Here is a 13,647-nt window from a genome sequence, read left to right as displayed (position 1 = left end):
AATTTTTAGTACCTGTTTTTTTTTGGATTAATCATATTAACTTAATTTTTGATGATGTTTTTTTCAGAAATATGAATAAATAATAAAATTAACCTTACTTTTGGGGGCATATTCAAGCAGTTGAAATCATATACGCAAAATGGTACTCTTTTTTCGAGGCAATACAGATAACGTATTCGCAGTCCACGCCGGTAAGGCATTATCTCAAGATAACTTAGAAAAACTATCTTGGTTATTCGGAAACGCTCAAATCCTTGAGCAAACTTCACTAGAAGGATGGTTTATTGGTCCACGTAAAGAAATGTTGACTCCTTGGAGTACAAACGCGGTGGAAATTACTCAAAACATGGGTATTGAAGGTTTGATCCGTATTGAAGAATTTCTTCAAGTAGCATCGGAAAAAGCCGCTGAATTCGATCCAATGTTGCAAGCACTTTACGAAGGTTTGGATGGTTCAATTTACACAATTGATGTAAAACCAGAGCCAATTCAGCTTATCGAAGATATTGCAGCTTACAACAAGGAGGAAGGTTTAGCTCTAAGTGAAGAGGAAGTAACTTACTTAAATGAAGTAAGTGAAAAGATGAACAGAAAGCTAACTGATTCAGAAGTATATGGCTTCGCACAAGTGAACTCAGAACACTGTCGCCACAAAATCTTTAATGGTATTTTTGAAATTGATGGAGAAGAGAAACCTACTTCTTTATTCAAGTTAATCAAAAAGACTTCTCAAGAAGCTCCAGATAATTTAGTTTCTGCTTACTCAGATAACGTAGCCTTTATTCAAGGTCCTAAAGCAGAACAGTTTGCTCCTAAAACTCAGGACAAACCAGATTTCTTCGAGACTTCGGAATACGAATCAGTAATTTCATTAAAAGCGGAAACACATAACTTCCCAACTACAGTAGAGCCTTTTAACGGTGCAGCTACTGGTTCTGGAGGTGAAATTCGTGACCGTGTTGCAGGTGGTACAGGTTCTATGCCTTTAGCAGGCACTGCTGTATATATGACTTCATACTCTCGTCTTGAAAAAGATAGAAAGTGGGAAGACGGAATGAAAGAACGTCCTTGGTTATACCAAACGCCAATGGAAATCTTGATTAAAGCATCCAATGGAGCATCGGATTTTGGTAACAAATTCGGTATGCCTTTGATCGCTGGATCAGTATTGACTTTCGAGCATGAGGAATCAGATAAGAAACACGGTTTCGATAAAGTGATTATGCTTGCAGGTGGTGTTGGTTATGCTAAGAAAAGAGACGCTTTAAAAAATACACCAAAGAAAGGTGATAAAGTGGTTGTTATGGGTGGTGACAACTATAGAATTGGTATGGGCGGTGGCGCTGTTTCTTCGGTAGCTACTGGTGAATTCTCTAATTCTATCGAGTTGAATGCAATCCAACGTTCCAACCCTGAAATGCAGAAACGTGTGTACAACGCAGTTCGTGCAATGGCAGAGTCAGAAGACAACCCAATTGTTTCAATTCACGATCACGGTGCAGGTGGACACTTGAACTGTCTTTCAGAATTAGTAGAAGAAACAGGTGGTAGAATTGATTTGGATAAACTTCCAGTAGGTGATCCAACTTTATCAGCAAAAGAAATCGTAGGTAACGAATCTCAAGAAAGAATGGGATTGGTAATCGACGAAAAACATATTGATACTTTACAGAAAGTTGCAGAGCGTGAGCGTTCTCCATTCTACGTAGTAGGTGAGACAACAGGCGACATGCAATTTACTTTTAAAGATTCAAAAACGGGAGAGGCACCGATAGATATGCCATTGGACTATATGTTTGGTAGTGCTCCTAAAACAATCTTAAAGGATACAACAATTGACCCTAACTTCTCTCAGGTAGAAACGGATGCAGTGAAGGTTCATGAGTATTTAAATGATGTACTTCAATTAGAAGCAGTAGCATCAAAAGATTGGTTAACAAACAAAGTAGACCGTTCTGTAACTGGACGTGTAGCGAAGCAACAAACAGCTGGTGAATTACAATTACCATTGAACAACGTTTCAGTAATGGCTTGTGATTACAGAGGTAAAGCGGGTATTGCTACTTCTATTGGACATGCTCCAGTAGCTGCTTTGATTGATCCTGCTGCAGGTTCAAGAAATGCGATCTCAGAAGCATTAACAAACATGGTTTGGGCTCCTCTAGAAGGCGGTTTAAAATCAGTTTCTCTTTCTGCAAACTGGATGTGGCCTTGTAAGAACGAAGGTGAAGATGCTCGTTTATATAGAGCAGTTGAAGCTTGTTCTGACTTCGCTATTCAATTAGGAGTGAATATCCCAACAGGTAAGGATTCACTTTCAATGACTCAAAAATACGGTGATGAGAAAGTATACTCTCCAGGTACAGTAATTATTTCTACTGTTGGTGAAGTATCTGACCTGAAACAAGTTGTTGAGCCAGTAGCAAAAGTAGGTAAGAAATTAATCTATGTAGACTTAGCAAAAGATGGTTATGCTTTAGGTGGATCATCATTAGCTCAAGTTTTAAATAAAGTAGGTAAGCGAGTTTCTTCAGTTCAGGATGCAGATTACTTTGCAAAAGGATTTGAAGCAATTCAGACATTAATCAAAGAAGGTAGAATCGTTTCAGGCCACGACGTGTCAGCAGGTGGTTTAATCACTGCTTTACTTGAAATGACATTCCCATCTAAGAATGTAGCTTACGATATCGATATTACTGATCTTTCTCAAGAAAGCTTAGTGAATATCTTGTTCTCTGAAACGCCATCAGTAATTTTCCAAGTTGAAGACGAAAGAGCATTCTCTAAATTAGAAGATGCTGGTATCAACTTCAAAGTAATTGGTACTGCTGTTGAAGGTGGAGCCACTAAAGTAAAGTTCCAAGACACTACTTTAGAGTTCAATACAGAAGAACTACGTGATGTATGGACGAAAACATCTTATTTATTAGATAGACAACAATCTGGCGCTGAGAATGCAAAAGAACGTTATGAGTCGTATAAGATCTCTCCTTTACATTACACTTACCCTGAAAACTTTACAGGTCAACTTTCTGCTTATGGAATTGATGCTGATCGTAAAGAAAAATCAGGTATCAAAGCAGCTATCATTCGTGAGAAAGGTGTAAACGGTGATAGAGAAATGGCTTACTCTATGCACTTAGCTGGATTTGATGTAAAAGATGTTCATATGACTGACCTTATCTCTGGTAGAGAAGATCTTTCAGATGTGAACTTCATTGTATTCGTTGGTGGATTCTCTAACTCAGACGTTTTAGGTTCTGCAAAAGGATGGGCAGGTGCTTTCCTTTACAACGAAAAAGCAAAACAAGCGTTAGACAACTTCTACGCTAGAGGAGATACACTTTCATTAGGTGTTTGTAACGGATGTCAGTTGATGATCGAACTTGGTTTAGTAACTAAAGGACATGATCAAAAACCTAAAATGTTACACAACAACTCTCACAAATTTGAATCAGGTTTCGTGAACATGGAAATCCCTGAGAATAATGCAGTGATGTTGAAATCGTTATCAAATACTCGTTTGGGTGTTTGGGTGGCACACGGTGAAGGTAAATTCGATCTTCCTTACGCAGAAGAGCAATACAATATCGTAGGTAAGTACGGATACGAAACATATCCAGCTAACCCTAACGGTTCTGCTTTCAATACAGCCGCTTTAGCTTCAGAAGATGGTCGTCATTTAGTAATGATGCCTCACTTGGAGCGTGCAATCTTCCCTTGGAACTGGGCACATTACCCAGAAAGAAACGACGAAGTTTCTCCTTGGATCGAAGCATTTGTAAATGCTAAGAATTGGGTTGCTGAGCAAACGAAGTAATCAATAAAAATTGATATATTTAGCCTCCACATTCATTTGTGGAGGCTTTTTTATTTTTTAAAACTGATAACACATAACGTATGAAAGGATATAAAACGGTCGATGCCTACATTAATGGATCTGAACAATGGGGTAGTGCTTTAGAGTTTCTCAGAGCCTTACTATTGGATACAGAATTGGAAGAGGGTGTAAAATGGGGAGCTCCGATTTATATGATCAAAGGTAAAAATGTCATCGGAATGGCAGCTTTTAAGCAATATGTAGGATTGTGGTTTCATCATGGAGCATTATTGAAGGACAAACAAAAAGTATTGTATAATGCCCAGGAAGGAAAGACAAAAGGACTAAGGCAATGGAGGTTTCAAAGCCTAGAAGAACTAATGGATGCCAAAGAGGTGATCATAGATTATGTTAAAGAAGCCATCGATAATCAGAAAGCAGGAAGAGAAGTGGAAATGAATAAGAAAACCACCACTGTTGTGTTACCCCAATTATTAATTACTGCATTGGCTGAGGATCCTTCATTAAAATCATCATTTGATACATTAACTCCAGGAAAGCGAAAGGAATATGCTGAATATATAGAAACAGCTAAAAGAGATGCCACTAAATTAAGCCGATTGGAGAAGATTAAACCTATGATAAAAGAAGGTGTAGGTTTAAATGATAAATATAAATAGTGGTTACAATATTTGTTTAAACAAATAAAATACCTACATTTGTTTAAACAACTAAAAACACTATGAAAAAGATACATCAAATAGTAAGTATTGGGGCACAGTGGCCAACATTAGATCCATTTTTATTTACAGCACATCATAAGGAGGTATATCCTAAAGGGAATGAAGATATGAGTATATCAGTTTCCTTAGAGGGTAGAAATGTAGGAAGCGATTTTTCGAGTAAAGATGGATGGAGTATGTATCATGGAAGAAAGATTCCTGGTTTTCCGTATCATCCACACAGAGGTTTTGAAACGATTACGGTAGTGGAAGAAGGATTTGCAGATCACTCGGATTCTTTAGGGGCTTATGGCCGTTTTGGAAATGGTGATGTACAATGGATGACTGCAGGAAAAGGAGTACAACATTCCGAGATGTTCCCATTGTTAGCTACCGATAAAGAAAATCCATTAGAGTTATTTCAGATTTGGTTAAACCTCCCTGCCAAAAGCAAAATGGTAGCTCCTGATTATAAGATGCTTTGGTCAGAAGATATTCCAATTGTTAAAGAAAACGATGATAAGGTTTCTGTAAAAGTGATTGCTGGAAAATACAAAGAAACGAATCCTTTAGGAACGACAAACGATTCTTGGGCAAGTGTTAAGGAGAATAATGTAGCTGTTTGGAAAATTCATTTAGCACCTCATACCACTTATCAATTACCTTCTACAGTGGAAGGGACAAACAGGACTTTGTATTTCTACAGAGGTGAAGAAGTACAAATTGAAGATCAATTGATTACAAAGAATTCTTGTATTCATGTAAATGAAAATGAGGTGATTACTATAAGTACTAATCAATCGGAAGCGTATATTTTGGTATTACAAGGAAAACCAATAAATGAACCTGTGGCTCAACACGGACCTTTTGTAATGAATACAAAAGAAGAATTACAAGATGCATTTAACGATTACCAACGTACAGAATTTGGTGGGTGGCCTTGGGAAGAAAAAGAAAAGGTGCATGATAAATCAAAAGGACGTTTTGCAGTTTACCCTGACGGAAAATTGGAAGAAAAGAGTAAATAATTGTATTAAAATTTGTCAATAAGACCTAGTTAATTGTTATTTTTGTAGAACATCAAATTTTTTAAGATGAAACTACAAAATATACTTACAGCAATATTCTTTTGTCTTTTCATATGCTCGTGTGAATTATCAGATGATTTATCGGAAGATGATTTTAGCACGTCAAACCCCAATATCAATGAGTTATTAGTAAATAACAGTAAGATAGATGGTGATGAACGTTTAGTTGATCAATCATTAGAAGCATTCAATACAGAAGTTTTATTAAGTTCTGGTTCTAGACAGTTAATGTCACCCGTACCCATGATCGATTTAATAATTTCTGATGATGGACTGATCTATGTCTATACTTTTACTGATTACCGTGATCAATGGGGTAATGAAATAGATGGTATGGTTAAAGTAACTTACAATGATTTACAGAATAAAGTAAACCGCATCGTGAATTATGAAGACCTTCATGTAAATGGAAATATTTATAACAGTATAAAAGTGATCGAAGGTTCTGAGAAGACTTATTTTAACGAAGAGGGAACGCAATATATAATCGAAAGATCGGAAAGAGTACTCTTAACTAACGGAAGCGTTGATTTTGAGGACGGAAGTAGAATAGATGAGCGTGAATCTTTGTGGGGACAAGAATCTCTTTTTGAATATACCCTTCAAGATAGATCGGTTTATTGGCAATGGGAGAGAGCAGGTATTTCTTCTGGAAAAAATAGAGGAGGTTGGTCATATGCCAATGAAATAAATACTCCTTTACTGTTAACTTCTGAATGTGTTCATTCTTATAATGGAATTCCAACACAAGGAATCATTGATTTCACTTTTACAAATACAGAAGATCAAAATATATTTGCCACTTTAGATTTTGGAGATGGTTGTGACAGAAAAGCTGAATTAAAGATTTCTGGTCAAGATGAGACCTACTCAATACAGTTTTAAGAAACTACTATCTTAACAATACAACTTTTCTCGTATCAAAAACACAAGAATTAATTTTAGGGTTTTTGATACGAGTTTTTTATTCTTTAGCCATATATCTTTCCAGATAATTATTCGGAATCATCTTTAATTTAGATCTAATTTTCTTTCTGTATTCTACCAGTTCAGGGAATTGATGAAAAAAGATGACTTTATCTTCTTTTACGTTTTTTGGTTCAGAAATATCACATAGTACAAAGAAAGTCCAAGATTCTGCAAAATCTTCTTCCGGACTCTCACAAGCATAATCACTTACAAATTCGTTATCGTATTTATAGTAGAAATTCTGAAGTTTACGAACTCTTTTATTTTCATTTTTAATAGCAGCAATTTTATCCCATTCAAAAAGTATATCATCTCCCCAAAAAGCTTTTATGTATTTATCCATATAACTTCCTTTAATAGCATAACCTTCCGAGGTTAAATACCCTTTGCTATCATCTTGGTATTCGTCTTCTGTGGGTTGCATTTGAGAGGCGTTTAAGCTAATTAAGTGGCCAAATTCATGAATTAAAGTGTGCTGATAATCTTCAACATAATCTGGATTTTCACTATTTAAATCCATATCGGCAATATCAAATTCTATGGTCCACTCTTTATTGGATTCTGACATAGAATTAAAACCACCTAGATCGTCCTGTATGCCATCAGTGTAGAGGCGAAAGCGAACGACATATTCATTAATAAGATCATGAGGTAATACACTCATTATATAACTCCAATATTTTTTACCTTCTTTATCATTGTATTTATCATTGGTAATTAATCCTCCGTTATTTATGGTCCAAATACCAATAGTTTCACCCACTTCATCATCAAGTTCTTTTTGGGCTTGAAGAGAACAGTTAATAGAAAGTAGAAATAATAAAGTGAGGCAGTAAATTTTTTTCATATTGATTGATAATTATACATCAATAAAAATAAAAAAAGCCTATGGTATAGACCATAGACTTCTTTGTATAATACAATATTTTATTAGTGTAAACTACATCCACACTTTGGAACTGTAAAATTATTGGTTTGTTCGTGCCATTCGAATTGAGGATTGTATCCTTCCTCTTCCCAATAGAACTTCTTTCTCTCTTTACCGTTTGGTAAGGCTTCGTTCATAGTTTTAGAGTCATAAACAACTCCATTAATCATTACTTGATGAATGAATTCGGTATTATGAATATCCTCCAATGGATTTTTATCTAAGATGATTAGATCGGCAAGTTTCCCTTTTTCTAATGATCCAATTTCATCGTCTAAACCTAGGTAGTGCGCACCATTGTATGTGGCTGCTCTAAGTGCTTCCAACTCAGTCATACCACCTTGAGCAAGCATCCATAATTCCCAATGTGCACCAATTCCTTGAATTTGTCCGTGTGCTCCCAAGTTGACTTTTACACCTTTATCGGTCAACATTTTAGCAGATTCTGAAGTGGCAATATGTCCAATTTTATATTCTTCTTCCGGAACCATTGTTCTATGTCTCGAACGACTATCTATAATAGCTCTAGGAGTGAAGTTTAATAAAGTTTCTTTTTCCCAAACATTGGTATGTTGGTACCAATAGTATTCACCATTCACACCACCATAATTCACAATTAAAGTAGGAGTGTAGCCCACATTTGTTTGCGACCATAGTTCTTGCACATCGTTAAATACTGGAGTCACAGGAATGTTGTGCTCAATACCTGTATGACCATCCAATATCATCGACATATTATGATAGAATGTCGAACCACCTTCCGGTACTACCATAATCTCATTTTCCTCAGCTGCTTTAATGACTTGCTGACGTTGATCTCTTCTTGGTTGATTGTACGATTTTACTGAAATAGCTCCCCAAGCTTTAGTTCTCCTAATGGCCGATCGAGCATCATCCAAAGAGTTGATCTTTGCTTTGAAATCCCCATCTGCACCATAAAGAATAACACCTGTTGAATAAATACGTGGACCTACCATTGCACCCGTTCTCACCATTTCTGATTGGTTAAATACCATCTCCGAATTAGCGGAAGGATCGTGAGTAGTCGTGACTCCATAAGCAAGGTTGGCATAATAGGGCCAATTTTGTTGAGCAGAAAGACCCAAACGGAAAGCACCAAGGTGAGCGTGTGCATCTACAATACCCGGCATGATTGTTTTACCAGTACAGTCGATGACTTCAACGTCTTTACCAACAGTTAGGTTTTTACCGATTTCTACGATTCTATTTTCTTTTATCAAAAGATCTGTGCCTTCCAATACTTCATCGCTTCCATTTACAGTAATAATGCGAGCATTCTTCAATAGAATACTTGTTGTTGGTTTATCAGATGATAAGGTCAAACCAATTGTAGTACCTTCTGATAAAGGATCTACAGGCTTTTTACCGTCCACAAATTCGAATGAATCAGATAAGTTTGTAGTAAAATATTCATCACCTAAAGACCAATGCAAAGATTTACTATCTGATGACCAATGGATATTATATCCCGCGTCTTGAGCAACTTGGGCTACTGGAATTGCTTTTGTTCCCGATGAAAGGTTGATAGGTTTACCTGCTAAAGGCATTGGAGCGATATATACTTTAAAGAGTTCCGTAAATGCCACCCATTTGTTATCTGGTGAAGGAACGAATTGATTCGTATACTTTGTAGTGAAGTGAGTTTTTAAATCTTGTCCATTCAGATCCACACTTTTAAATGCTTTCTTTAAAGAACCAAAAAAGAATCCACCGGATTGGAAGAAAATACGATCGCCTTTTGCATTAAACTTAGGGAAATCGCCATCCTCACTTACTTTTTTCAAAGAAGAAATATCATTTAATTGAAGGGTATACACTCCAGATTCGCCTGTATAAACGTAACCTTGTTGGTTATTACCACTTTCTTTTACAAAAACAATAGATTTTCCATCAGGAGAAAATTGAGGTCTTCTGTAAATACCTTTTGGTAAATCAATAGTTTCCTCAGTTTTAGCTTTAATATCTCTGATGATAATTTTACCTTTCTCTTGATCGTTCCAAGTCACATAAATCATTTGCTCACCATTAGGAGAAATGCTTGGTTCGTATTCGAAAGCATCATTTTGTGATGTTAATCGCTGAGGCTTTCCTTTTGGTAATTTCTTAGAATAAAGGTAGCCAGCCGCATGGAAATAAATTGTTTTTCCATCTTTAGAAGTAGTGACGTTTCTTAGTGCTTTGGCTGTAAATTCTTCTGGTGCAACTTCGTGCTTAAAACGTAAAGCTTCTGTGACTTTTTGTTTGACTTCTGCTTCGAAAGGAATGATTTCACCTTGGCCAGTAGTGGTATCTACTTTCCAGATTTTACCTCCGTTGCCCCAAATGATAATGTATTTGTCATCAGGAGTCCAAGCATATTTAGGCGATGGACCAAAAATAGCCCATGCTTCTTGTTGATCTTTTTCCAATTGATCGAACAATGGCTTTTGTGCTCTTGTTTCAAAATCGTGGATATACAAAACAGATTTTGTTCTTACTCTTCTGATAAAAGAAAGTTTCTTGCCATCATGAGATACCTTAGGACCGATAGCTCCACCTGGACCGCTGACCACTGTATTTGTTTCACCATTCTCTCTGTTATACGATTTGATAACGTATATCTGATTGTTTGGATCTTTATTGTATTGGAAGAATCCTCCAGGATACATGTCTTCTACATAATAAAGAATTTTTCCATCAGGAGATAACTCTGGTTGGTTGATATCTTGTTGTTCATTTTTGCGAGCAACCAATTCAATTCCTTCACCACCAGAAATGTGGTACATATGCATAGCGCCTGCACCTAATGAACGTGTAAAAGTGAAATGCTTTCTAGCGATAATGTATTGGCTGTCTTCCGTCCATGTTGGATTATTTAATAAACGGAAAGTTTCTTTAGTAATTTGTTTGGCTTCAGAACCGTCCGGATTCATTACCCAAATATTATCTCCACCACCTGCATCAGAAGTGAAGGCAATTTTTTTACCATCGGGAGAGAATTTTGGCTGCACTTCCCAAGCCATACCTGAACGAATCAGTTTTGCTTTACCTCCTGAAATTGGCATAGTGTATATATCGCCAAGGAGATCGAATACAATAGTTTTTCCATCAGGGCTAACATCAAGATTTAACCAAGTTCCTTCGTCGGTTGTAAAGTTAATCTCTTTGGTATCTCTTTGAGGTTGATTGACATCCCATTTGTCTTCTTTATCTTGTCCTTGAACCAAAGAAAAAATAAACAGACTCCATAGGGTGAAGATAAAAGTATGTTTTTTAATCATGTTAGAAGTATTAAAATTGAATTGTGGTGAATTTCTATACTTCTTATTGGGTATCAAAAAATAAGCGTAGTGATTAGCTGACAATTAGAAAAATATAACATTTTCAAATCATCTTTATTTACTGTCTTGATCTTTATTTTGAGTCACTTTTTTTTCAGAGAATTTTTTATTCAGTTTATCATTTACCCAATAACCATTAATCACTTTATCAGATTCAACCAATTTACCCTTACCGTTTTTCATTCCCTTTTTGAACATTCCAGAATAGTAAGTGCCGTCTTTTTCAATTAAAGTTCCTTCACCTTTAAAGAAGCCTTTAGAAAACATTCCCACATATTTTCTTCCATCCTTGTAGTAGTAAACACCTTTTCCGTCAGGTTTACCTTTAGAAAAGTTACCTCTGTATTCATCACCGTTCGAATAGGCAAGGTTACCATTGCCATAAAGTTCGCCATCTACAAAATGTCCTTCGTAGCGACTGCCGTCTGCCCATAGCATGATACCGTTACCATCGAATTCATTTTTTTCGAAACTACCTTTGTAAACTGTGCCATTCTCCCAAGTAATTTTTCCATCACCCTCAAAATTTCCATTAAAGAATTCGCCTTCATACACTGAATGGGCATAAGTGAATTTACCTTTACCGTTAGGATAACCGTTTTTCCAAGTGCCTTCATAAACATCTTGGTTCTTGTAAATCATTTTACCAAATCCATCATCACAGTTTCCTGAGATGCATTGTGCAAATGATATATTTGAAATTAATACAAACAGAATTAGTATGGATAGTATGTTCTTCATGCGTGAATTACTTATTTAAGATAACTGGGTCATATTTAAAGAACATTATTCTCATGAAATATTGAAAAACGCTCACAATCGTTAAGGGATAGAAAGGTTTATTAACAGGTAGATAATTTTTAATAGAACAATAGGAAGAACTGAATAAGACCAGCACAACCACCTAGGATTGCACCAACAACAATCAAAATCCATTCATCTTCTTGAAAGGCAGGGCGAAGTAGTCCCTCGAAATCTTCGTAAGGTAGGTCTTCTATTTTTTGTTGAATTTTTCTCTGAAGATCAAATACTCTTTCTGCATATGGAAAGGCATCTCTAATACAGATATGAAACTCCGACATAAATGTAAAGTGAGCAATATTTTTGATGATGTCCAGGTGTTTCTTTGTCAGTTTTTCGTCTATAAAACTATTAATAGGAAGTCGAATCTCATCATAAGTTTCATCGACTAATTCTGAAATTCTTAGTTTAAAGATCTCAGAAAGTTTATCCTTGCCCGTATTTCTAAGGGTATATCGAAATATACGTTCAATGGTTAAAATTCTAGTGGTAATTAAATGAGCATATTCAAAAGCCACTGTTTTTTGGCGTTGTAAGAAAAGCCCTTGGAACTTCATACCAAAGAAATATATAGGTTCTTTAGGTTGAAATATGAGCTTTAAAGCCACCCAGTTGGTAAGATAACCTGTAAGGATACCGAATAGTGGTAATAACCACCATGGATTAAAAAAGTAGGCAATTACCATTTGAATCAAACCAAAAAGGAAACCGAAAATTAAACCAGATTTCTCGATGAACTTAAATTCATCTTTTCCACATTTCCAGAAAATGGTATTCAATAGGTCAGGGTGAGTAGTAACGGTATCAAGAGTAAGTTCTTTTAGGTCCAGCATTTCACGTATATTTTGTCCGATATCATGCAAAACTCTTTCAGTCACTTTAGGCACTCTTTCCTCTATAGACTCATATATTTTTAGACGAACAGTATCTGGAGCGTTTTCCCACACAGTAGGTAATTCAGAACGCATCACAAGATCTACCGCATTTCTAGTCACTTGCGATACTGATTCTTTAATCTCTTCATTGACAACATCAGGATCTAATAGTGCAAATTGTTCTTCAATACGAAGTAATTTACTGGTAATAAGATCAACAGCTTTAGAAGCAATAGATAATGATTTAGCAGGAATTATTCCCTGCCATCCAAAAGGTTTAATACCCCAAAATTCAACGGGGTAAAACATCATTTTAATGGCAGCAGCATTGGTAAACCATCCTACAAACCCACTAATTAATGGAATGGAGATATATAAAAAAAAGTCTGATGCTGTTAAGTTGTCCATAATACAAAGTTATAGATTTCTCCATGAGATGACAATGTTTTCTTTAGTGTTATTATATCATGGATTGTTTCACCTTTGAAATAACCGAGTATTACACGAGTATAAACGAGTAATACACGGTTAAGAGAGTAAAATGTTTTAAATTGAAATATGTTAAATATATGTCCCTTTTATATTGTAAATAGTCTTATGATACTATATAAGTACATTTTACTTGTAATAAGTAAGTTATGATATTTGTATTCTATATTAGAATTATTATCAATCAGCTTTGAATTATGAAAGTTGATTGATAAATTGAGGGAATAATTATTACTAATGGATATATGCCATATGGCGTATATCCGGTAAATTTGGGTGGATAAACGCCATGGCGTTTATCCAATGTTGCAAAACATTGAAAGATAGTAGTTCCAGAATTGAAACATTAACTTTCAAAAAACACACATAACGTAAGTGGTTCAGCGAATGGTTTTTGTTGTTCAATAAAATTAGTACTTCATCAATCGGGCGACCCGCCCTGTTACAAAATTAACTACTAAATTTGAACCTTATATGATGAACAAACAATTCAATAAAAAGGTGTTTTAAAATATTGTTCACTGTTGATTTTAGATTTTTTTTTGACATTATTCTTTCAACTGAATTAATAAAAATGTTAATTGTAATATATAATTTATGGTGGTTATGATACA

The 13,647-nt window shown here is 35.5% G+C and carries 8 protein-coding genes; 4 read left to right on the top strand and 4 right to left on the bottom strand.

Annotated features, from left to right (window positions below; all coding sequences use genetic code 11):
- The first annotated feature begins 139 nt into the window (after positions 1–139).
- The 4 genes from purL to MY04_RS06110 all read left to right on the top strand — a co-directional run bounded on the left by purL (position 140) and on the right by MY04_RS06110 (position 6,515).
- Positions 140–3,820 (top strand): phosphoribosylformylglycinamidine synthase, encoded by a 3,681-nt coding sequence (gene purL / locus MY04_RS06125; RefSeq protein ID WP_066207708.1) that lies wholly within the window; start codon positions 140–142, stop codon positions 3,818–3,820.
- Positions 3,821–3,900: 80 nt separating this feature from the next.
- Complete coding sequence (locus tag MY04_RS06120; protein ID WP_066207706.1) at positions 3,901–4,500, top strand: YdeI/OmpD-associated family protein; 600 nt, start codon at positions 3,901–3,903, stop codon at positions 4,498–4,500.
- Between the two features lie 62 nt (positions 4,501–4,562).
- Positions 4,563–5,570, top strand: coding sequence for a pirin family protein (locus tag MY04_RS06115; protein WP_066207704.1), 1,008 nt, complete (start codon positions 4,563–4,565; stop codon positions 5,568–5,570).
- Between the two features lie 66 nt (positions 5,571–5,636).
- Positions 5,637–6,515, top strand: a complete 879-nt coding sequence (locus tag MY04_RS06110) for a hypothetical protein (RefSeq protein ID WP_066207702.1) — start codon at positions 5,637–5,639, stop codon at positions 6,513–6,515.
- Positions 6,516–6,594: 79 nt separating this feature from the next.
- Here the strand turns inward: MY04_RS06110 and MY04_RS06105 are convergent, their stop codons facing one another.
- The 4 genes from MY04_RS06105 to MY04_RS06090 all read right to left on the bottom strand — a co-directional run bounded on the left by MY04_RS06105 (position 6,595) and on the right by MY04_RS06090 (position 12,952).
- On the bottom strand, positions 6,595–7,446 hold the full coding sequence (locus MY04_RS06105) for a putative zinc-binding metallopeptidase (protein WP_066207700.1): 852 nt from the start codon (positions 7,444–7,446) through the stop codon (positions 6,595–6,597).
- A gap of 83 nt (positions 7,447–7,529) precedes the next feature.
- The gene (locus MY04_RS06100; protein WP_066207698.1) at positions 7,530–10,808 is read right to left on the bottom strand and encodes an amidohydrolase family protein; all 3,279 of its coding nucleotides are present in this window, start codon (positions 10,806–10,808) and stop codon (positions 7,530–7,532) included.
- A gap of 114 nt (positions 10,809–10,922) precedes the next feature.
- A complete protein-coding gene (locus tag MY04_RS06095; RefSeq protein ID WP_084005789.1) occupies positions 10,923–11,609 on the bottom strand; it encodes an MORN repeat-containing protein in 687 nt (228 codons plus the stop codon).
- A gap of 119 nt (positions 11,610–11,728) precedes the next feature.
- A complete protein-coding gene (locus MY04_RS06090; RefSeq protein WP_066207694.1) occupies positions 11,729–12,952 on the bottom strand; it encodes a DUF445 domain-containing protein in 1,224 nt (407 codons plus the stop codon).
- Between the last annotated feature and the right edge of the window lie 695 nt (positions 12,953–13,647).

This window comes from Flammeovirga sp. MY04 (assembly GCF_001682195.2).
Lineage (GTDB): Bacteria > Bacteroidota > Bacteroidia > Cytophagales > Flammeovirgaceae > Flammeovirga > Flammeovirga yaeyamensis.
Note: the sequence above shows the minus strand (reverse complement) of the source record. Positions and strands in the feature narration are given on the sequence as shown.

Bases quoted from the DNA above. Each gene is read 5' to 3' on its own strand.
- MY04_RS06090 (WP_066207694.1), bottom strand. From the start codon at position 12,952: ATGGACAACTTAACAGCATCAGACTTTTTTTTATATATCTCCATTCCA.
- MY04_RS06095 (WP_084005789.1), bottom strand. From the start codon at position 11,609: ATGAAGAACATACTATCCATACTAATTCTGTTTGTATTAATTTCAAAT.
- MY04_RS06105 (WP_066207700.1), bottom strand. From the start codon at position 7,446: ATGAAAAAAATTTACTGCCTCACTTTATTATTTCTACTTTCTATTAAC.
- MY04_RS06100 (WP_066207698.1), bottom strand. From the start codon at position 10,808: ATGATTAAAAAACATACTTTTATCTTCACCCTATGGAGTCTGTTTATT.
- MY04_RS06120 (WP_066207706.1), top strand. From the start codon at position 3,901: ATGAAAGGATATAAAACGGTCGATGCCTACATTAATGGATCTGAACAA.
- MY04_RS06110 (WP_066207702.1), top strand. From the start codon at position 5,637: ATGAAACTACAAAATATACTTACAGCAATATTCTTTTGTCTTTTCATA.
- MY04_RS06115 (WP_066207704.1), top strand. From the start codon at position 4,563: ATGAAAAAGATACATCAAATAGTAAGTATTGGGGCACAGTGGCCAACA.
- purL (WP_066207708.1), top strand. From the start codon at position 140: ATGGTACTCTTTTTTCGAGGCAATACAGATAACGTATTCGCAGTCCAC.